The sequence below is a fragment of the Streptomyces sp. NBC_01384 genome, assembly GCF_045040035.1.
Taxonomy (GTDB): domain Bacteria; phylum Actinomycetota; class Actinomycetes; order Streptomycetales; family Streptomycetaceae; genus Streptomyces.
This window is the reverse complement of the sequence record NZ_CP109559.1, coordinates 9135175-9156923: the sequence shown is the minus strand read 5'-3', so window position 1 is coordinate 9156923 and position 21749 is coordinate 9135175. Positions and strand designations below refer to the sequence as shown.

The window sequence follows — 21749 nt, the reverse complement described above, 5'->3', positions numbered from 1 at the left end:
TTTCTGTCCCTGCAGTCCGTCAGCCAGCCACCAGTACATCCTCAAGCGGAAGTTCACCGGCCAAGTCCCCGATGGCCAATGCGGGGGCACCCGCACACGCGGCGACCCGGTCCGCCAGCCGATGCGCACCATGCGCACCGCCGGACGGGTCCTGAGCGGCGAGCGCAGCGAGGACGTCGTCGGGTACCTCGAAGCCCTGGGCCGTGAGCCGTCGCCGGGTCAACTCAGCGAGACCTGCGCCGGTCCAGGCCGGCAGCCGCAGGTACTCGGCGAACGCCCCGGCCAGATCGGTATGGGTGCGTAGCAACTCCCCCAGGTGCGGGGCGCTGCCCGAGAGCACCAGGACGGCGTCGTACGGGTCACGCGCCGCCGTCTCCGCGGCCAACGCGTCGACGACCGCGACCCGTTCGGTGTCAGGGCGGGACACGAACGCGGGGTCGGCCTCCAGCAACAGCAGGCCGCCGGCCGCGCGACGGAACACGTCGGCGAGGAACACGCGCGGCTGCGCCGCCCAGCGGGCCGGGACCGCAGAGAGCGGTACCCAGGTGAGCGCGCCGGACGGGAGGATGCCGAACTCTCCCAGGGCCCTGCCGTACGCGGCGGCCACAGCCCGGCGTCCACTGCCGGGGGCACCCTCCAAAACGACGTCCGCGAGACCCGCAGTGCCCTGACCGGTCCTGACCAGGGTGTCCAGTCGCGCGGCCAACGCGTCGGCGACGGGGGCGAGCCCGGTGAGGGCCGCGAGGTGACGGGTGGGCACGAGAGCGGAGGACGGACGGGCGGATTCCGGGAGCCCGGTCGAGGGGAAGAGCGGGTCCGGGACGGGAGCGGTCCCCGGGCTCGTAGGGGAGACGGAAGCGGAGGGGCTGTCGGCCTCGGGAGCCGGTGTCGGTGCCGCAGACAGAGGGACAGCGGATGGTGCGGAGGAGGCGGCCGGGACAGGGGTGTCCGTCGGTCCGACGGGAGGCCGGGGAGACAGCGGCTGCGGGGCCGGTGTGACGTCGGCGGCGGTCAGCAGGCTCAGTTCGCTGTCGTGGCCCGGTGGGCGGACGACCAGCCGGGATGCCTGGGCGCCGATCATCGACTCGAAGACCTGGCGGGCGACCCGGCCGTTGCCGAAGGTCGGGCCCTTGGGGACGGTTTCGAAGTAGCGGGACAGCGCGTCCAGGGCGTCGTCGGACAGTTCGTAGTAGTGCTTGGCGCACAGGCCCCGGACGATGGTGACGAGTTCCTCAGGCGAGTAGTTGGGGAACTCGATCGTGCGGGCGAAACGGGACGCCATACCGGGGTTGGAGGCGAGAAACCGGTCCATGTGCTCGGAGTAGCCGGCCGCGATGACAACGATCTCGTCGCGGTGGTCCTCCATCAGCTTCATCAGCGTCTCGACAGCCTCCTGGCCGAAGTCCGGTCCCGTGCCCCGGGACTGGTTGGTCAGGGTGTACGCCTCGTCGATGAAGAGCACTCCGCCCAGCGCCCGGTTGAAGACCTCCGTGGTCTTGATGGCGGTCCCGCCGATGATCTGGGCGACCAGGTCGGCGCGTGCCACCTCGACGATGTGTCCCTGGCCGAGGATGCCGAGTTCGGCGAGGACCGCTCCGTACAGCCGGGCCACGGTCGTCTTACCGGTGCCGGGGGGTCCCGCGAAGACGAGGTGGCGGCTCATCGGCGGCATCGGCAGGCCCATCTCGGTGCGCCGCTTGGTCATCTTGTTGAGGTTGATCAGCCCGGTGACCTCCAGCTTGACGCTCTCCAGGCCGACCAGCGCCTCCAGTTCGGCCAGCGGTCCGGTGCCCGAGCGGGGGGCGTCCCCACCGGCCGCCGGACCAGTACTCCCGGAACCGCCAGGGTCCCGGACTCCACCCGCACCGCTGTCGACGCGGTCATCCACTCCAAAGCCGTTACCCACAGGGCTAGTTGGGTGGTCTGACAGACGGTCGCCCGCGTTGTCCTGGATCGCGCAGTTGCTGAGGTCGGTGCGGGCCTCGGCGTGGGCGTTGACGCCACGACCACGCGCGCCGGTCATCCGGCACCCGACGGCGGTGAACGAACCACCGGTCAACACCCGCACCGCGTCACCCGGCGAACCGGTGAACTCGCTGTCGTGAGCGGTCAGTTCCGCGTCCTCGCCGACGACCGCACCGCACTCGCGCAGGACGGAGCCGGCCACGAAGGCGCTCGCCGAACCGGTCAGCCCCAGCCCCGTCGTCCCCTGACCGCCGCCGCTCACCGTGATCTCGGCGTCCCGCAGGGTCACCCGGGCGCCGCCCTGCGCCCGGACCCCGGCGCCCGCGTTACCGGTGACGGTAAGCCGCTCCAGCTCGGCCGTACCGGAGTCGGTGGCCTGCACGGCGGTGGTCGTGGCGCCCTTGACGACGAGACCCGTGACCGTGACGGCGGTCGCCGCGCCGGTGACATGGAGCCCCACCGGAGTGTCGGTGATCTCGCAGTCCTCAAGGCGGGGCCGGGCGCCCCCGGCGACCTGGATGCCGCTGCGGGCCGCGCCGGTGACCGTGCAGCGGCGCAGATGCGGTACGGCGCCGTCGGCGATGTGCACGGACTGCCCGCCCGAACCGGAGAAGGCACACTCGGTGAGCGTGGTCTCGCCCCGACTGGTCAGGTACGCGTCCAGTGCGGTGCTGCCGGTCACGGTGACCCGGAGCAGAGCGGCACGCGCCTCCTGCTCCACAGCGAGGGCGGGCTTGCCGCTGCCGGTTATCAGGGTGGCCTCGACGGTCGCCGAGGCGTTGCCGTTGACGCAGATGCCGTTGCCCCGGGGGCGGTCGAGACGGCAGTCCCGTACGTCGAGACAGCCGTGCTCGGCGACCACGACCGCCGAGGATCCAACCTCGGTGACCTCGGTGTCGGCCAGCACGTTGGCGCCGCGAGAGGTGACCACCACGCCTGCGCCGTGCGGGTTCGTCACCCGGCAGTCGCGGGCGGCCAGGGTGCCCTCGTGCCAGACCAGCACCGCCGTCCACGCCTCGCCCTCGATCCGGCAGCCGTCCAGCGCCGACTGGCCGCGCCGCAGGTCGAGAACCGGGGCGTCCCGGACGGCGCCCGACAGAACGAGCCCGGACAGCTGGACCGCCTCGGCGTCCACCACCACCGTGCTTCCGGCGGACGCATGCACCCGTACGGTCCCGGCGCCGCCCTCTGCGGCCACGGTCACGGGCCGGACGACAGTCAGCGACTCCTCGTACCGGCCCGGGGCGACTGTGATCAGCGCTCCCTCCGCGGCCTCGGCCAGCGCCTGGGCGATCGTACGGTAGGCGCCCGGACGGTCCGGGGATACCAGCAAGACCTGCCTGCTCACGGCTTGGCTCCTTCTGTACAGACCGAACTGGGCGTCACGATCAGTCCCGGCGGATCGGCGCTCTCGGCCGCGGCGTCGGTGCCGGCCCGCTCCAGCGCGTCCAGGATCTTTTCCAGCCCCTTGACGGCGATGTCGTCGAGCTTGGTGGATACGTCGCCCGGTCGGACCCGGCCGTCCTGGGTGGTCTCCGACGACGACAACTCCCGCATCAGCACCGCGGAGCCCTCGGTGCGCAGCACCTTGAACGCGGTGCCCGGCAGGAACAGCACCCGGTCGGGGACGGCCGGGTCCAGCGAACTGGTCCGCCGGGCGGTCATCGACCAGATCAGCACGTCGGTGGCGCCGCTGCCGCGCGGGCCCGGGTGCAGCGTCGTACGGGCATGGCAGAACGCCCACTCGGTGGCGAGCCTGCCTTCGCGGTACCAGGCACGCTCCGCCTCACCGAGCCGGGTGCGCAGCAGGGCCGGGCCCCGGTAGGACGGCAGCCGCCGCAGCCCTGCCGTGACACAGCGCGCCAACGGCACGTGCGGTCCGGCCGCCGCCTCGCGCACGGCAGCGTCGGCCTGGCGGCTGTCACCGGACAGGTACAGGCGTACGGCGACCAGTTCGGTCAGCGCGTCCGCCACCTCGGTCCGGGACCGGCCGCGCAGCCCCGGCGACTCCGACATCACCCGCGAGACGGAACCGGCCAAGGCGTTGTACTGCTCGCTGAACGTCCGGCGCATCCACTCCCGCTCCTGCGCGATCCCCCGCTCCGGCGGCAACGCGCGGGCCGCGGCCCGCGGCACGGGCTGAACCCGCACACCCTGTCCACCATCCACTCGCGCGTCCACCGACTGCACACCGGCTGTACCGCCGGGCACGGACCCGGTGCCGGGACCGTTGCCGGCGACCGGGCCGCCGGCCGCTGGGGGGACGCCCATGTCACCGACCTCCGCGATCTCCGGCTCAGGCGCACCGGACTCCAGCCGGAACCGAGGAGCGGCGGGCGGGGCGAGCCACTGCGCGGGGGCGGGGGAAGGGGTAGGGCCGGGGGTGGGTGCGGGGGCGGAGTCGGGCTGTGGGGTTGCTTGCAAGGTCGAGGCTGGGGCCGGGGCCGCGGCGGGAGTCGGGATCGAGGCAGGGACCGGGCTGACAGTCGAGGCCGGGGCAGGGTGGGGCCTTGGCGGAGACCCTGATGCCAGGTCAGGTCCCGGTACGGGTTCGGATGTGGGCGCGGGTTTGGGCTGTGGGACTGTTTGCGTGGTCGGTACCGGGGTGGAGGGCGGTGCGGGCATCTGCACAGGGCCGGTCGCCGGGGCCGGGGCCGGCCTCGCATCCGGGACCGGGCCCAAGGCTGGGTCCGCTGCCCGTGCCGGTGCGGGGTGCGAGTCCAAGGTCGGGGCCAACACCGGATCCGGGGTCGGGTCCAAGGCTGGGTCCGGTGCCTGCGCCTGCGCCGATACTGGCATCGCTGCCGGGGTTGGAACCGGGGCCCTGTATTGGGTGGTGCGAAGGGCGTTTCGAATCGTAGGCGTTTCCTCGAGGTCCGCCGCACCGCTGATGGCGGACTCCAGGCCAGAGGACCTGAAGGACGTGGGGGCGCCGTCGTTGCGAACGGTGGGCGCCTCCGAGAGGTCCGTCGCTTCGGTGTCGTACGGGGTGGTGAGGGCTTCTGCGAGACCCGTCGCGCCGATTTCCCCCTGCACCGGAGGTGGTGCGAGCGCCGGCGTGACGGTGTCCGGTGTCGAGGCGTTCCACGACGCCCCAGCGGGAGCCCCGCCGTCGGGCGCGGGGGTATCGACTCCGGACTCCGTGCGGATGGGCAACGGGGCCGGTACAGCGGTGGACGCGCCGACGGCCGGAGTGATCGGAGTGATCGGACCGTCCGCAGGCCGTGGAGTGGAGCCGGTGGGCAGGTATGTGGACTCGGCCGGGACGGGCCTGCGGTCGGGCTCGGCGCAGGGCAGTCCGTCGTACAGGGCGACCGGGTGGTTCAGGGTGTCGGCGAGGGTCTGGGCCGGTGGGCGGTCGGCGGGGGCGTCGAGACTGCCGTACAGGACGAAGCGCACCGCGGGGCGGGCACCAGGGAGCACGGTGTCCCAGAAGCGGGCCACGTCGTCGAGGGCGAGGGGTGGGGTGCCGGGGCTGCCGAGGACGATCAGGAAGAGGTGCGGGTCGGTGGGTACGGCCTCGACCTCGCAGAGGTGGTGCGCGGCCAGTGGGTCGCGGTCGGTGTGGCGCAACCACACACCGGCCGGCACCGGTTGGGCGACGGCGTGCGCGCCGGCCGGCCGGGTGCTGGTGGGCGCGGAGAACTCCCAGTGCGGTTTGGGGTAGCGCTGCGCCTCGGGCTCGGGGTCGCGGCCCGGCCGGAACCGTAGCCAGGCCGCGCCGTCGTCGCCCTGCACGAACAGGCCGCCGGTCACGGTCGGGACGAGGGGGCCGTCGGGAGCGAACACCTCTCGTCCGAGCCGTTCGGCGAGGAGCCGGCAGACGGTACGGATGTCGTCGCCCGTGCCCCGGCCGAAGACCAGACGTGGGCTGCCGTACCGCGCGGACGACAGCAGCCGGGCCACCGCCTCCCACTCCGTGGCCAGGGCGTCCGCGGGCAGGTCCACCACCACAAGGGTGTGGTGCGGGTCCTCCGCGATCCCGGCGGCGAACGCGGAGGCCCGGTCGTCGCACCTCCCCTTGGGATGGATCAGCAGGGCGTCGCCCACCAGTGTCGAGCGAAGGCGGAGCCGGGCCATCGGCTCAGCCCTTCGCGGCGGCGGCGCGGCTGAGCACCGGGCCGTCGGGTACGAGGGCGAGGACGCCCGCGGACAGGGTGAGCCGGTGGTTGGTGTCGCCGAACCCGAGGGCCCGCGCGGCGTCGGCGTCGGCGATCCGGTACTTCAGACCCTGCTCGGTGATCAGGTACTCGGTCCGCCCGGCGTCCGGGACTGCCAGCACACCGCCGCCGGCCGGCAGGACGATCCCCCCGGCGCCGGGGGTGCCCACGGTGATCCGGGCCCGGCCGTCCGCGAGTTCCGTCAGACAGACGGTGCCGCCGTCCAGCGGGCGGACACCTGTCAGGTCCGGCACCCGGCCGGTCGTACCGTGGTCCGCCGAGACCGGGGCGACGGCGATGTCCGCCTGACCGACCTGTCGCGCCGCCGGTACGCCGGGGCGGGCGGCGAGCAAGGCGTACTCGGTGGCGTTGACGAGGGCGAGTCCGTCGGACCGCATCACGTAGTAGTGCTCGATGCCGCCGCCCGTGGCGGTGCGGAAGACCTGGCCGATCTCGACGGTCTGTCCGGCGACCTTGCCGGCCGCCTTCCCGGCGCCGGGCGGCACGGGCGCGGCGAGCGCGACGCCCGTGGGGACGGCGGCCAGCCAGTCGGCGGTGGCGGGGAGGGCCGTCTGATCGTCCAGACCGAGGGCGATCAGCGCCGGGTCGCCGGGGACCGGGTACTTCATGCCGCTCAGCAGCATGTACCGGGCGTTCCCGGGCCCGCTGAGCAGCACCTGCCGGTCGGCGGGCAGTGCGGCGAGCGCCGCGGCGGAGCCCCCGAAGACGAGGGTCTGCCCCTTGCCGGGAGAATGCTTCCCCTTCGCGCCCGTACCGGCCGTACCGTTCGCGCCCTCCCCCGGCAGGCACCGCGCCCACGCCCCGGTCGCCAGCGCGGACGCGTCCGGCACGGTGTCCGGTGCACCCTGGATGCCGACGGGGGTGCCGTGCGGGACCCCGGCCAGGGACTTGGCGGACACCGTCTCGGGCGCGGCCCGCTCGCCCGCGATGAGCAGCGCGGAGGCGTAGTTGCGGAGGGGGCGCAGCTCGCCCTTCGCGTAGACGTACCGGTTGCCGGTGTCCTCCTCCAGCACGATCGCCCCGTCCTTGCGCCAGTCGTCCTTGGCGACGGGCGAGATCAGCCCGTACACCCCGAACCCGGCGCACAGCAGCACCACCAGGCCCACCCCGAAGACCGAGCCGAGCGCGGACCGCCGGGTCGGGCTGTCGCCCCGGCCGGGGTCACCGCTGACCAGGGCGGAGGCGAGGCGACCCATGGCGAACTGGTAGGCCTGTACATGATCGCGTCGTGTCTGCATGAGTGCCCCTCCTAGCCCGCGAGGCCGCGGAAGTAGGCGTACGCGTGCAGCACTTCGAGCAGTAGCGGCAGCAGGGCGATCGCCGTGACGGTCTCCAGCAGGTCGCCGAAGTGCCCCCACACCGGCAGGAGCCGGGCCCGCGGGAGGCGCCAGGCTCCGACGAGCAGCAGCAGGGCGGCGGCCAGCAGTACCGCGAGTACGGCGGCCCGACCGCCGGGGCCGGTGGGCGCGACCCGGACGATGAGGACGAGCCCGAGGCCGTAGGCACCGGCGAGTACGGCGGGGACCCGCTGGAGAGTGCCGTTGGTGCCACGTGCGCGGAGCAGGACGGCCAGGCTGAGGCAGAGTGGGAGCAGCCAGCCGGCCCAGCCGTGCTCGCGGTCGGCGAGCAGCCAGAGGGCGACCGCCCACACCAGCGCGGAGGAGATGCCGATGGTGTCGAGGCAGGCGGTGGCGACGGTGACCCGGCCGGCCACGGTCTCGCCGGGCGCGGGCTCGATGTCCAACTGGAGTTCCTCGGCGTCGTGCGGGAGTTGGGGCACCCGCAGGCGGGCGGTGCGCAGGGCCAGCCGGGGGGCGAGGTGGCCGAGCACGAAGAGGCCCACCGCGACCACCGAGGTGGCCTGGACCCCGTGCAGTCCGGCGGTCTGGGCGAGTCCCGCCCCCACCGCGGCGGCGACCGCCGTGAGCAGGACGGTGCCGGGCACGACGAGGGGCAGCGCGCCCAGGGCGAGCAGCCCTCCGGCCAGCGCGACCACGCACCCGGCGGCCACGAGCACCCCCGTCGTGCCGGGGGCGAGCCCGCCGGACGGGCCCTCGCGCAGGGTCGCCCCGGCCAGCGCGGCGAAACCGAACGCGCCGACCCCGGCGACCAGGACGGCGCCCCGGTCGGCGCGCATACGGGCGCCGCTCGCGCAGCCCGCGGCCAGCACCAGGGCGATCGTCCCGGCGGTCACCGCGGTCAGCGGGCCGGGTCCCGCGCCGAGCAGCGCGGCGGCGAGTGCGGCCAGGGCCAGGCAGGACAGGGCGAGGCCGAGGCTCCGGGTGAGTTCGGGGCGCCAGCGGCCGGGTCCGGCGCCGACGCTGTGGGCGACGCCGTCGGAGACATCGTCGAAGTGCAGGGCGGGCAACGCCGCGTCGGCCGGACGCAGATGCAGTACGTCGCCGTCGCGCAGCCCGGCGCTCTCAGGGGTCGCCTCGAGGTCGAGGGGGTCCTCGCCGAGCCGTTGCAGTATCCAGGGGGTGCCCTGGGGTTCGGGTCCTGCGGCGGTGTGGCGCAGCAGCACCGGCAGCAGGGCGGAGACGGGGGTGGTGACCGGGACGGCGAGGTCGGCCCGGCCGTCCGGCGCCTCCACGGTGAGGCGGCAGACGTCGGAGGTCCGGCCGCCGGGCAAGGGTACGGGGGCGGGCCCGGCGGTGGGCGCGGCGGTGATCATCGTGCTCCTGTGGGGACGGGGGCCGCCGACACCAGGCCGGTCTGGACGAGCTGGACAGTGCGGCGGGTGACGAGCTGGGCGCGACCGGCGGGCAGGGTGCGGGGCTTGGCCTCACCGATGAACTTGCCCTCCTCCTTGGGGTAGGAGAACAGCAGCGCCGGGTTGCCCAGCTCCCACATCCGGCGGATCAGCGGATCCATGACGGACCGCATGGCGCCGGAGGTGGAGCGGGCGACGACCAGGTGCAGTCCGATGTGGGCGCCCTGCGCGAGCAGCGGCACCAGCGGCAGCATCGGGGAGGGTGTGCCGGGCGCGCCGGAGAAGAGGTCGTAGTCGTCGACGAGAACGAACAGCAGTGGGCCGGTCCACCACTCCCGCTTCTCCAGTTGCTCCGGGGTGACGTCGGTGCCGGGCTGCCGCTTGGCCACGGACACGGCGGCGCTGTCGGCGAGTTTGCCGAGCGCGTCGTTGTCGACGACGTAGCCGACCCGGTACTCCTCCGGCACATCCTTGAGGAGGCCGCGCCCGGGGTCGGCCAGCAGGATCCTGGCCTCCTCCGGCCGGTAGCGGGCGGTGATGGCGCGGATGGCCAGCCGCAGCGCGTTGGTCTTTCCGGTCTCGCCGTCGCCGAAGACCAGCAGGTGCGGGGTGGCTCCGAAGTCGTGCCAGACGGGGGCGAGCCGCTGCTCGTCCCAGCCCAGGCAGAACTTCAGGTCGCGGGTGTCCGCCGGGGCGGGCAGCCTGCGGGCGTCGAGCCGGGTCGGCAGCAGGCGCACACCGGGGGCCCGGGGGCCGGTCCAGAAGGTGTCGATCTCGGCGACCGCGGCCTTGGTGGCGGCCGTCAAGTCGTCGGTGCGCGAGGAGCTGTCGAGCCGGGGCAGCGCGGACAGGAAGTGGTGTCCGGAGCTGGTCAGACCGCGTCCCGGCTGATGCGGGACACCGGCCGCCGCGCGGGAGCCGACCTCGGACTCCATCGAGTCGCCGAGCCGCAGTTCGAGCTTGGTGCCGAGCATGTCCCGCAGCCGGGGCCGTACTTCGGACCAGCGCACCGCGGAGGCGACCACATGCAGGCCGAACGACAGGCCGCGCGCGGCGAGTTCCATGATCCGCTGCTCCAGGTCCTCGTAGTCCTGGCGGAGCGTGGCCCAGCCGTCGACCACCAGGAACACGTCACCGAAGGGGTCGTCGATCGTGCCGTCCGCGCGCAGCGCCCGGTAGGCGGCCATCGACTCCAGGCCCCGGGACGTGAACAACTGCTCGCGCTGTTCCAGGAGTTGGGTGAGTTCCTCAACGGTTCGCAGAACCCGGTCGCGCTCGAGCCGGGTGGCCACCGAACCGACGTGCGGCAGTCCGGCGGTGGAGACCAGACCGCCGCCGCCGAAGTCCAGGCAGTAGAACTGGACTTCGCGGGGTGTGTGGGTCAGGGCCAGCGACAGCATCAGGGTGCGCAGCATGGTGGACTTGCCGGTCTGCGGCGCGCCCACCAGGCCGATGTGGCCGTCGGCGCCCGACAGATCGGCGATCAGCAGTTCGCGCAGCTGCTCGAACGGACGGTCCACCATGCCCAGCGGTACGCGCAGCGCGCCCTGGACGCGGGGGTCGGCGGCGCCCATGCCGCGGTCCGGGTCGGGCACGATGCCGGGCAGCAGCTGGTCCAGGCCGGGCGACTCGGACAGCGGGGAGAGCCAGACCTGCCGGGCGGGCGGGCCGCTGTCCTCCAGCCGTCCGACGAAGACCTCCAGCAGACTGTCCTCGCCGCCCTCGCCGCCGCCCTCCTCGGGTCCCGCGCCGGCGCCCTGGTCGCGCAGGGCCTCCTCGGCGAGCGAGACCAGCCGGGCGGCCTCCTCCGCCTCGCGGTCCGCGGCCGGCGGGCCGTGCCGTTCCAGTCCGAAGGCGGTCACCTCACGGGCTGCGCCCGCCCGGTGCGCCGTCTCCTCCGGGCCGGCCGGCGCGGGCGCCGCCCCGGAGACGTAGGCGGCCTTGAACCGGACCAGGTTGGTGGTGTCGACCTTGAGGTAGCCGTTGCCGGGGGCGGACGGCAGTTCGTAGGCGCTGGAGGTGCCGATCACGCTGCGCGACTCCATCGAGGAGAAGGTACGCAGGGCGAGCCGGTACGACAGATGGCCCTCGACCCGGTGGATACGGGATTCGTCCAACCGCTGCGAGGCCAGCAGCAGATGCACGCCCAGGCTGCGCCCGAGCCGCCCGATGGAGACGAACAGCTCCACGAACTCCGGCTTGCTGGCAAGCAGTTCGGAGAACTCGTCGACGATGACCAGCAGCGAGGGCAGCGGGGCCAGCGTGCTCGCCCCGGCGGCGCGCGCCTTCTCGTACTCGAAGAGCGAGGCGTAGCCCGCCTCCCGCAGCAGTTCCTGACGGCGGATCATCTCGCCGTTGATGGAGTCCCGCATACGGTCGACGAGGTGGAGTTCGTCGGCGAGGTTGGTGATGACGGCGGAGGTGTGCGGAAGCCGGTCCATGTTGAGGAAGGTGGCGCCGCCCTTGAAGTCCACCAGGACCAGATTCAGGATTTCGGAGGAGTGAGTGGCGGCCAGACCCGTGACAAGCGTGCGCAGCAGTTCGCTCTTGCCGGAGCCGGTGGCGCCGATCAGCAGCCCGTGCGGGCCCATGCCCCCCTGCGCGGACTCCTTCAGATCCAGCTCGACGATCTCGCCGTCCTCGGTGACCCCGATCGGCACCTTGAGCCGGGCCTCCTGAGCCAGCCGCGGGCGCCACTTGGCCGCGACGTCGAAGGCACGTACGTCGCGGATGCCGAGCATCGTGGCCAGGTCGAAGTCGGACTCCAGGGGGCGGTCCACCAGGTCGACACCGCCGCCGGTGCGCATCGGGGCGAGCGTGCGGGCCAGTTGCTCGGCCTCGACGGGGCCGAGTCGGTCGGCCCGGCCGCTGACGTTCTCGGTGCCGCTGGGGAAGTCGACCCGGCCGTCGCGGACCGTGAGCCGCAGCACCCTGGGGCCGCCGGGCACCGCGCCGGTGAGGTCGAGCAGCACCACCCCGCGCATCCCGGCCCCCAGCAGCCTTGAGGTCGCGGGCAGTCGCACGCCCTGGGCCACGATCACCGTGAACGGCTCGGCGACGCTGGGAGAGGAGGCGGGATCGTGGTCGGGGCGGTCGCGGAGGTCGGGCCCGAGCAGATCGAGGAGTTCGTCATGGTCCCCGGCGGCCAGCCGCACCGCCCCCGCTGCGTCCTCCTCCGTTGGATGGGTGTTGTGCGGCAGCCACTTGAGCCAGTCCCAGTCGCGGCGCGCGGCCTCGTCGCCGAGCACCGCCACGCGCAGTTCGTCCGGGGAGTGGAAGACCGCCAGCTGCCCGAGCACCGCGCGGGCCAGAGCCACCGCCTCCTCGGTCTCGCCGGTGAACTCGACGCTGGTGAAGCGCTGGAGCGAGACCGGCACCGGCAGCAGGGGCACGGTCTGGTGGGCCTTGGTGAACCGGCGCAGCGAGATCGCGCACAGCGGTTCCAGGTCTTCCACCGGCCGGGTCTGCGGCGGCAGGAACTCCAGCGCGGCGCGGCGGGTCGCGAGACCGATGCGGACCCGGCCGAAATCTTCGTGTCCTGGCCTGCGTTCCCACAGCCGGGGACCGGCCGCGACCGCCCACAGGTCGGACGCCCTGGGGTTGTCCCACAGCAGCGCGGCCCGCTGTTCGTCGGCCGCCTGCCGGGCTTGGACGCGCTTCTGGGCGAGGTAGCGCAGATAGTCCCGGCGTTCGGCGCGCATCCGGCGGCGCCGATCCGCGCCGGGCCGGCCGATCTGGGCCAGCGTCATGCTGATCATGGCGACGCCCATCATCCCGGTCATCATGTACATGGACGTACCGCCGCTGCCGACCGAGTACATCAGCACCATGGCCCCGGCACCCAGGCCCATCGGCAGATACGTCATCACCGAGCCGAAGTCGGCGGTAGCCGGTTCGCCGAGGACCGGGGGCTCGGCGAGTTCCACCTGGCCCTCCGGCATCGGGGGACCTTCGGCACGCGGCGAGCGCTTGGCGACGACGGTGCTCAACGTGCTCTCTTCTCTGCTTCTTCGGGCATCCCACGGCCGGATCCACGAACTGGATCCGCCGATGGAGAGTAGGCAGGACGCCGCCCGCGTCCGCACCGCGCGGGCCGATGTCCGCCCCCGCGGACAGCGAAGCCTGGCCGGAGGGGCAGCTTTGCCAAGTGCACGCCAAGTCGGCGTTAAGGGGGTCCGGTGACGATCGTCGCCCGCCCTTCCAGGGCGACGATCCACACTCGGAAGGAATGCAGGAACGTTGGGGACAATCTCGATCGCAGTCCTCGCCAGTGACCCGATCACCGGCGAGGGGGCCGTCTGGTGCCTGCGCAGGTACCCGGGGCTGGCGGTACTGCCCCAGGAGGAGCACCGGCACGCGGACGTAGCGCTCATGATCACACCGGATGTCACCGAGGAGACCCTGCTGCTGATGGAGTCGGTGACCGGCCACTCGGCCAACCCCGGCATGGGCATCGTGCTGATCACCGGGCACATCGGCGAGGCCCACCTGCTGCGGGCGGTACGGCACGGTCTGCGCGGGGTGATGTGGCGTCAGGACACCACGTACGACAAGGTCGTGGAGGCCGTGCGCGCGGTGGCCGACGGCGGGGCCGCCCTGCCGCTCCCGGTCCAGGGGCGGCTCGTCGACCACATCAAGGCGGTCCAGCGCGACGTACTGGGGCCGTTGGGGCTGACCGCGTCCGGTCTGGAAACCCGCGAGGTCGATGTGCTGCGGCTGCTGGCCGAGGGGCTGGAGACGACGGAGATCGCCCAGAAGCTGAACTACTCCGAGCGCACCATCAAAAGCATCGTCAGCGTCATGATGAACCGCCTCGGCCTCCGCAACCGCACCCACGCGGTCGCCTACGCCCTGCGCTCGGGGACGCTGTAGCGGTTTCCGCGGGCCGATGGTCGCCCTGCGGACTTCCGGGGAAATCCGGCCCGCAGGGGAAGGGATTCCGGCCCTACGGGGCAGAACCCGCGCCGTCCGGCAGGTGCCCGTCCCCGCGACCCTAGAGTCGCCCGCCGGGGAACATCACGCACGGAGAGCGGGGCAGACAGACATGGAGCACGCAGCGGGGCACCCGGAGACACTGGAGGAGCCGGCCGTCTGGGAACGGCCACTGCCGTGGCTTCGGGAGACCGAGTCCGAGTCCGAGTCCGGGTCCGGGAGCGCGTCGGCGGCGCGCCCCGGTTCCGCTACGACACCCGGTCGCCACCCCGGGACAGGTCCCGCTCCCGAACCACCGACCGAGGACCCCACGTCACACGACGGGGCCGGGTCCACGCCGGACGGCGAGAGCACTCCCGCACCCGTCCCGACGTCGGCTTCCACCACTGTGCCCGACGGCGCGGTCGCACCGGGTACGGACCGGGGATCCTCCAGGTCCGGCGGACTGTTCCGGCCGCGGCCGACGAGTTCGAGCGCAACCGCACCCGACCACGCACCCGCACCCGCTTCCACCTCCGCCACCACACCCGGCACGGAAGATGGACATACCGCGCCCGGCGGACTGTTCCGGCCCCGAGCGGCAGGATCGGGCGGCCCCGGCGCACAGAGCGAGGCGGCTGTCGGCGAGGGCCGGCCGGAGCGTGGCGCACGGGTCGCCGGGGCCGTGGTCGCCGGATGCGCCCTGCTGGCCCTCGGCCTCGGCACCGCCGCGTTCATCGCGCTGCCGGGCCACGACGACTCCGGTCCACACGCCGCCGCTGTCGGTAACGGCGCCATTCCCCAACTCGCCGCGAGCGGCTCGGCGGGACCGGCCGGCTCCCCGTCCGCGTCGGCTTCGGGCAGCGGCCGTCCGGCCCACCACACGAAGGGGGCGAAGCCCGACACCGCCAAGGGCCCGCACGCCGAGGGAAGTTCGTCCCCGGTGGCGGACGCCGCCCACCCGGACAAGGCGTCCCTCACCGAGGCCACCCACGCCACGGGCACCGGCAGTACGGCGACGACGAAGCCGACGTCCAAGCCGGCCACCGGAGCCGGTGACGCGATCGTCGGCTACGGGTCCTCGAAGTGCGTCGAGGTAAGCGCCCACGCCGGTGTGGACGGTTCCCCGCTGCGTCTGTGGGGGTGCGACGGCGACGCCTGGCAGAAGTGGGTCTTCAAGTCCGACGGCAGTGTGCGTGCCATGGGCCTGTGCCTGGACATCGCGAACGCCTCACAGTCCGACGGCGCGGTCATCCAACTGGCGACCTGCAACGGCGGCTGGGCCCAGCGGTTCAACCTCAACAGCTCACACGACCTGGTCAACACCGTGATCGGCAAGTGCGTGGACGCCAAGGACTCGGGCACCGCCAATGGCACCCGGCTTCAACTGTGGGACTGCGGCGGAACGTCCAACCAGAAGTGGTACCTGAGCTGATCCCGGCCGCCGCCAGGTCACATCACGTCACTTCCGGACGGACCGGTCGTCCGCGGCGGCCCGCGCCGCGTCGACCATGTGCCGAGAACCCCATCGCCGCGCCACGTCCTCGGCGCGGGCGAATTCCCGTAGCGCCTCGGCCTCGTCACCCAGTAGCCGGTTCAACTCGCCCAGCGAGTGGGCGAACGGGCGGGTGGCGAAGGAGACGCTGGCGGCGCCGGCGAGCTGGGTGCGCAGGGGCAGCAGGAGCGGAATAAGTTCCACCGCAGCGGTCATGTCGCCAAGCAGGAAGGCCAGTTCGGCCCGGAGGGACAGGGCGATGCCATAAAGGTGGTCGGGTACGACGGGCACGGCGATCGGGATACGTCGGCCGAACGTGTAAGCCCGATCGCGCGCGCCCTGCCGGGCAAGGACGACACCGAGGGCGAGTTCGGCGGTGGGCGTTGATTCCGGCGGGAGGGTCCGCAGCAGCAGTTCGGACTCCCGCGGGCGGCCCTGGCCGAGCCGTACGGTCGTCAGCCCCAGGACGTGCACGAAGTCGCCGTACGGCGAACCGTGCGCGCGCAAGCGGTCCCGTACCTCCGTATAGCGGGCCTCGGACTCGGCGAAGCGGCCCTCGACATGGGCCAGCATGGCCAAGGTCGACAGGTTGACCGCCTCCGCCTCCACCAGCCGGTGCCGCTCGGCAATCGACCGCCCCTCCCCGGTGTGCCGGCGGACCTGCGCAACGTCGTTGCGGGCCCCGGCGGCCATGGCCCCGGTGTGCTCGCGCACCCAGTTGTTGGCTGGCAGGTCGTGCGCGTACCCGAGCACCCGCAGCTCCGCCGCCAGCGACGCGCGGCGGTCCGGGACCCTCTCCGGCGTCACGACGGACGCCACGGTCAGCGCGGAGGAGAGCAAAAGCGGATCCCCGACCGCCCGAGCCACCGCCAGCCGCCGGGCCATCTCCGCCAAGGCCCCCACGGCGGTGTCGTCCTCCACCCCGGTGCTCTCCGTATCGCCTTCGACGCGTGCGGCATCGTGTCGTACGGCCGCCGCATCCCCTTTCTCGTCCCGGTTCCAGTCGTCTGTGGGGGTGGGCGGCAGGAGGCCGAGGACGGCCGGGTCGAGGTCGGCGCGGGCGATCAGCCGGTCGACGAACGGGTCCACGGCCGCCGGGTCGGCGAGTCCCCGCGGCCCACTCAGCGCCGGCCCCGGGCCGATCCACGCGCCTAGCGCCGCCGCCGCCAGTTCGTCATACCCGACGCCCTCGGCCGCCTCCAGGGCGCGCTGTCGGGTGTGCCGCGCCGCCACGATCGACCCGGCCCGTATCTCCGCCCGCAGCAACCTGCCGAGCAGGGCGACCAGCTGGCCGGCCCGGGCGTTCGTCATGGCGTCGTCCTCGGCGGCGGGTATCAGCGCGAAGGACTCGATCGCCTGAGTGAGCAGTTGGACCGCGGTGTCATGGGCATAGCGCCGCTCGGCCAGATCGGCCGCGCCCAGCGAGTACTCGACGGCGAGTGACGCCGTCCGCGCGCTTACGGCCCGGGCGTAGTGGTGCGCGAGAGCCGCCAGGTCGTCCGGGCGGCGCCGCCGCAGCACCTCCGCGAGCCGGGCGTGCAGCCGGGCCCGGCGCACGCCGACAAGGTCGGTGTAGAGGGTGTCGCGGACCAGCGCGTGCGCGAACCGGACCACACCGGGCGCCGGTTCGGTCAGCAGCCCGGCCACGACGGCCGCCTCCACGGCGTCGAGTACGGTGTGCTCGTCGTGCCGGGCCGGATCCGCGGCCTCGACGAGCACCCCGATCTCGGTCTCGCGGCCCACCACGGAGGCGAGTTGCAGGACGGCCAGCGCCCCGGCGGGCAGTTGCCGCAGCCGTCGGCGCAGCACGTCGCGCACGCCCTGCGGCACCTCGGACACGGCCACCAGGGCGCCCTCGCTGGCGAGCAGCCGCGCGCTCTCGCGGACGTAGAAGGGGTTACCGCCGGTGCGTTCGGCGAGCGCGCTCACGGTCGCCGGGTCGACCCGCTCCCCGCACACCGCCCTGACCAGGGTGTCCACACCGGGCAACGGCAGTCCGCCGAGCGCCAGCCGGCACGGCGAGCGGTGAGCGAGTTCGGCGAGGGTCCCAGTCAGCCGGTCGGCCGCGTCGGCCGGGCGGTACGCGGCGATCGCCAGCACTGGCGATCCGACCAGTTCGGCAGTCCGTTCCAGCAGGGCCAGCGTCTCACCGTCCGCCCGATGCAGGTCGTCGACGACCACCGCCAGCGGCGCGTCCGCAGCGGCCTCCCGCAGCCAGGTGCTGAACGCCTGGTGCAGCCGGAACCGCCCCACGGACGCCCTGTCGCCCCGCCCCGGGAATCCCGCCGGAACGCCCCCGCGGCCCTCCTCTCGGCTCTCTTCCGCTTCGCCGTAGCCGGCTTCCTGAAGCAGCGCACCGAGCGCGTCCGGGTCGGTGGGAGGGGTACGACGGGCCAGCGCGCCGAGTGCCTCCACCCAAGCCCAGGCGGAGGGGGCGCCGTCGAACTCGGGGCAACGGCCGACCACCACGGTCCAGCCCTGTTCCCGCAACCGCCGCTGGTACCGGCCGAGCAGCGCCGACTTACCGGCCCCGGCCTCCCCGGTCACCAGGACGACGCCGCCGCCCCGCCGGGCGTCGCGCGCCGCCTCGTCCAGGGTCCGCAGTTCGTCGTCCCGGCCCACGAACAGCTCGCCGGCCGGCCAGGGGGCGCCCGCCGTGTCTCCAGCCTCCGGAAGCGGTACGACCTGCCCCGGTACCGCGGGCATCGCAGGTACTGCTCGTACTGCCGGTACCGCCGCGTGCAGGACCTCGGTCCGACCCGCCAGCACGGCCCTCTCCAACTCGGCCAGGGCGTCACCGAGGCCCAGCCCGAGTTCGTCGGCCATCACGCCGGCCGCCCGCCGCAGCTCGGCCACCGCGTCGGCGCGGCGTCCGCTGGCCCACAGCGCAAGGGTCAGCAACCGCCAGCCCTCCTCCCGCAGAGGATGCTCCCGCACCAGTGCCTCGGCCGCCGGCACCGCCTCCCGCGGGGCCCCAGTTGCGAGGGTCGCGGTGATCGCCAACTCCCGTGCCACCAAGTGCAGTTCACCCAACCGGGCGACCTCCGCCTCCGCCCACTCCTCGTCCGCCCACTCGCCGTACGCCGCTCCGTTCCACCACTCGAGAGCCTCCTCCAACAGGCGCCGGGCCTCGGCCTGCGGCGCAGTACGCGCCTGCTGAACCGACGCCTCGAACCGCCAGGCGTCAACCGCGTCCTCGGGCAAACGCACCGCGTACCCGGGCGGGGCACTGACTAGGACACCGGCCGGGGTGCGGGGCGCCCGGCCAGGTTCGAGTGCGCGACGCAGGTTCGACACGTAGACATGCAGAGAGGCCGCCGCCTTCTCCGGGGGCCGACCCTGCCACAGGTGCTCGATGAGCCCGTCGACGGACACCACACGGCCGCGGTTGACCAGCAAGAGAGCCAGGACCGCACGCTGCCGGGGACTTCCCAGGCAGACCGGCACACCATCAATGTCCGCACCGATAGATCCCAGGACCTTAACGTTGAGCATGACCCGTCAATCTACAGCGCGGATCCCTTCCTCTCGGAGGCTCTCCACGGCGTGCCAGAGGTCGATGCCACGTCGCCGCCGGAAAACTCTGTATCCCCGACACCGAGGTGGGCAAATCTCCGGAGTCCCCCGCCGAGGCAGTTACGGTTCAACGCTTAGGAGTCCTCACAGAAGCTGCTGAGCATGTGGCTTTCGGCTCGGGCGGTCGTGGGGAAACGTCAGTCGGCCCGCTGCCCCAAAAGAAAACACACTCCGGCGGACGCCTCCGGCCGACCTCTGACCGAGGGAACACGCGATGCCCGACCCCGGCGCCGAGGTGCTCACCGCCTCCTTCCGGACGGCACCGTGCCGGGCCGGGCCGAACCGGCATCAGCGACCGTCACGGCCTGCCGTCCGGGCGAGGCCGGGGCAGGCCGCCGGTCCGGTGGGGCGAACCGGCGGCCTGCCATCCGTCAGAGGTCAGGGGCTCAGGAGCAGTCGGTCCCTCCGTTGAGGAAGCCGAGCTCTACCGCCCCTGGTCACACCCCGACCCCGCACCCGCCGACCCCGCCCTGCCCGACGAGCACCAAGAGTTGCTGGACGCCGCCCTGACCCGCGATCCCGATCGCGCGACCGACGCCCTGAGCTGTCTCATCAACCTCACCGCCGGACGCCGCCTTCGCGTCCGTACTCGGCGGAGCCGCGCTGCTCGGAGCGGTTGGTGCCGTCATAGCCATTCCCGCCGTGGCCACCATCCAGGCCTTCGTGGTCACGTATCTGCCTCGCTATGAGGTCTCCCCGGCCTCCGAGCCGACGAATGAACCCGGCGATCGCGAAACGAACTGAGGCCGCGACAGGAGAAGCCGATCACGTCCCGCGCAGCGGTGGAGTGGCGCGATCTTGCTGCGTCTCGGCGTCGCATGGCCGCGGGGACTGATGCAGGCACGCCCCGAAAATCGATCGCTGCCACACCGCTCAGCGGGACATGGCCCGAGTGCGCCACCAAGCCCGCGGAGCCTGTCGCTGAACCCATCGTTCAGCTGCCGAATGCCCGGGAATGGTCCGACCCCCTGTCCGCGATCAAGATCCGGGCCATTTCCGGACCAAGTCGCCCTCCACCACCGACAGCGGACTCGTTTCAGCAGCTCATAGCAGGAGTTTCGTGTGTACCACCAGCAGACCAAGAATCTGCTGGTGTCGTACTCGCCGAAGAAGCTGGGCTTCTTCTAGACGCATGAAATGGATTCCGGTGGCCTTTGGCCTGGTCAGCGGCCGGCGGCGGCGTCCCCGCGGAACGCCCCGGCCACCACGGGGACCAACTGCCGCTCGATCTGCTCGGCGGACAGGGCGGCCAGCTCGGTGCCGATGGGGGCCAGCGCGAGCCAGTTCAGCAGGCCGGCCGCGCATCGCGTACGGAAGATCAGTTCCTGCTCGTCGACTCCGGGAAGGTTCGGGGCCAGCATCCGGACGACCCCCCGGCGGCTCCGGTCGAACTTGCCGTCCAGCCGCTCCCACCCCTTGGGGGGTTCGATGCCGACCCGCGCCACGGTCCGCATCACGTCCAGGTCTTGCCCTCCGGCCGCCAGTGCGCGCACCATCGGCCGGGCGAACGCCGCCGCCACTTCATGGAGTGTCGCAGTGGAGGCGAGGGAATCGAGTTCCAGGATCTTGTCGTCCAGATACCGTTCCAACGCGTGCTCGATCGCCGTGTCGCACAGCTTCTTCAGCGACCCGAAGTGGTAACTCACCGCGGCGACGTTGGCTCCGGCGCGATCTGTGATCTCGCGGAGTGTCACGCCCTCCTGGCCCCGTTGCGCGAGCAGCTCCAGGGCGGCCGTCTGCAGGCCCTCCCGGGTGCGCTGACCGGCCTCCCGGCGCAGGTCCGTCTTTTCCGCCCGTATCATGCAATGTACTCAAGCATATGCTTGAGTACATTGTCAACAGTCACCTCGCAGATCGAGGCCGAACCCCGGTCACCGAACGCCGCACCGGCCCGGATCACTGACACAGACCCCGCCTGACCAGCCGCGACACGGGCGGGTACGCATGCCCCGCGGCTGCGCGACCACAGAATTCAAACAGTGGCTTGACAGCCCACACCGCCATTCATAAGGTTAAGCGAGCGTTTGAATTACTAAGGGCGCGACAGAGACCGCTGCGGCGGATCTCGAATCCTGAGTACCGACCTGGAGGAACACGACATGAAGCTGCTCAGCCGGAAGTCGATCACCGCCGCGACCGCGGTAGCTGTCCTGGGTGGTCTTTCCATCGCCGCTGTGCCGTCACAGGCCGCAAGCCCCGCCCACAACGGGGCAGCGGTCCACAGCACCACGGCCGCCCCGACCCTGACCGCACGCCAGCTGGCGAAGCTGCCGCTCACCGACCGCCACCTGACCAAGCACGAGAAGGCCAACCTCGCGGTCGTCCTGCGCGACTACTACGTGGCGGAGGGCAGCCACATCGACGTCCCGACGTTCGTCAACAGCTTCACCAAGGACGGCGTCTTCAACGACATGGTCGGCGGCCAGGCCTATCGGGGGAAGGCGCTCGGCACCGTGCTGCCCTACATGAAGGGCCTCTTCTCCAACGTTCACCGCGACCTCAAGCGCATCACCGTGAACGGCGACACGATCAGCATCGAGCTGTCGATCGACGGCACGTTCGACGGGCAACTCCAGACGCCGGCCGGAGTCGTCAAGGGGAACGGCCACAAGGTCGCCGCGCCGACCGCCGACTTCTGGTACCTGAAGAACGGCAAGGTCAAGACGTTCAACTGCTTCGTCGGGTACTCGAAGATGTACCACGACATGGGCGTGGACTTCGACTGGGCCTCGGCCGTCAACAAGCACTGACCCGCTCACCTGGCGGGTGATGCCCGGCGCTACCGGCCGCGCATCACCCGCCCAGCTCGACTGCCGGCACGCCGGCGCAAACCGGGCCGTGCGGCTCCTGGAGGTGAGGCGCGGTCACCCGGCACGGCGCAGCCGTCCGAGTGCCTGACGTGCGACGT

11 protein-coding genes and 1 pseudogene are annotated in these 21749 nt (G+C 72.6%); 4 read left to right on the top strand and 8 right to left on the bottom strand.

Translation table 11 applies throughout. From position 1 onward, the window contains the following. Positions 1–19 precede the first annotated feature (19 nt). The 5 genes from OG747_RS42075 to eccCa are packed head-to-tail and all read right to left on the bottom strand — an operon-like array spanning position 20 to position 12848. Entirely contained in the window at positions 20–3313 is a 3294-nt protein-coding gene (locus OG747_RS42075; RefSeq protein ID WP_405884599.1) for a right-handed parallel beta-helix repeat-containing protein, read from the bottom strand. Continuing rightward, a complete protein-coding gene (locus tag OG747_RS42070; RefSeq protein WP_405884598.1) occupies positions 3310–6045 on the bottom strand; it encodes a hypothetical protein in 2736 nt (911 codons plus the stop codon). The genes OG747_RS42075 and OG747_RS42070 overlap by 4 nt, the downstream gene beginning before the upstream one ends. Before the next feature lie 4 nt (positions 6046–6049). Next, complete coding sequence (gene eccB / locus OG747_RS42065; protein ID WP_405884597.1) at positions 6050–7384, bottom strand: type VII secretion protein EccB; 1335 nt, start codon at positions 7382–7384, stop codon at positions 6050–6052. Positions 7385–7395: 11 nt separating this feature from the next. Beyond that, positions 7396–8820, bottom strand: coding sequence for a type VII secretion integral membrane protein EccD (eccD, locus tag OG747_RS42060; protein WP_405884596.1), 1425 nt, complete (start codon positions 8818–8820; stop codon positions 7396–7398). Then, the gene (eccCa, locus tag OG747_RS42055) at positions 8817–12848 is read right to left on the bottom strand and encodes a type VII secretion protein EccCa (RefSeq protein WP_405884595.1); all 4032 of its coding nucleotides are present in this window, start codon (positions 12846–12848) and stop codon (positions 8817–8819) included. Before eccCa ends, eccD begins: the two co-directional genes overlap by 4 nt. Before the next feature lie 250 nt (positions 12849–13098). Between eccCa and OG747_RS42050 the strand changes: the two genes are divergently transcribed. Both OG747_RS42050 and OG747_RS42045 read left to right on the top strand, forming a co-directional pair. Then, positions 13099–13731: a response regulator transcription factor gene (locus tag OG747_RS42050; protein ID WP_405884594.1), complete on the top strand. Its 633-nt coding sequence runs from the start codon at positions 13099–13101 to the stop codon at positions 13729–13731. 724 nt (positions 13732–14455) lie between these two features. Then, positions 14456–15205 carry a ricin-type beta-trefoil lectin domain protein gene (locus OG747_RS42045; protein ID WP_405884593.1) on the top strand — a complete coding sequence of 250 codons (750 nt, stop codon included), beginning with the start codon at positions 14456–14458 and terminating at the stop codon, positions 15203–15205. A 27-nt stretch (positions 15206–15232) separates the two neighbouring features. On the opposite strand, the gene OG747_RS42040 is transcribed toward OG747_RS42045, so the two are convergent. Together OG747_RS42040 and OG747_RS42035 are read right to left on the bottom strand one after the other, a co-directional pair. Next, the gene (locus OG747_RS42040) at positions 15233–18712 is read right to left on the bottom strand and encodes an AAA family ATPase (RefSeq protein WP_405884592.1); all 3480 of its coding nucleotides are present in this window, start codon (positions 18710–18712) and stop codon (positions 15233–15235) included. A 566-nt stretch (positions 18713–19278) separates the two neighbouring features. Next, the gene (locus OG747_RS42035) at positions 19279–19470 is read right to left on the bottom strand and encodes a hypothetical protein (RefSeq protein WP_405884591.1); all 192 of its coding nucleotides are present in this window, start codon (positions 19468–19470) and stop codon (positions 19279–19281) included. On the opposite strand from OG747_RS42035, the pseudogene OG747_RS42030 reads away from it, so the two are divergent. After that, positions 19406–19537, top strand: a pseudogene (locus OG747_RS42030) (AI-2E family transporter); the annotation flags it as partial. The gene OG747_RS42035 and the pseudogene OG747_RS42030 sit on opposite strands and share 65 nt — an antisense overlap. 467 nt (positions 19538–20004) lie before the next feature. Here the strand turns inward: OG747_RS42030 and OG747_RS42025 are convergent. Beyond that, positions 20005–20643, bottom strand: a complete 639-nt coding sequence (locus OG747_RS42025; protein ID WP_405884590.1) for a TetR/AcrR family transcriptional regulator — start codon at positions 20641–20643, stop codon at positions 20005–20007. Positions 20644–20940: 297 nt separating this feature from the next. Here OG747_RS42025 and OG747_RS42020 point away from each other — a divergent pair, with 297 nt between their 5' ends. Next, entirely contained in the window at positions 20941–21591 is a 651-nt protein-coding gene (locus tag OG747_RS42020) for a nuclear transport factor 2 family protein (protein ID WP_405884589.1), read from the top strand. Positions 21592–21749 lie beyond the last annotated feature (158 nt).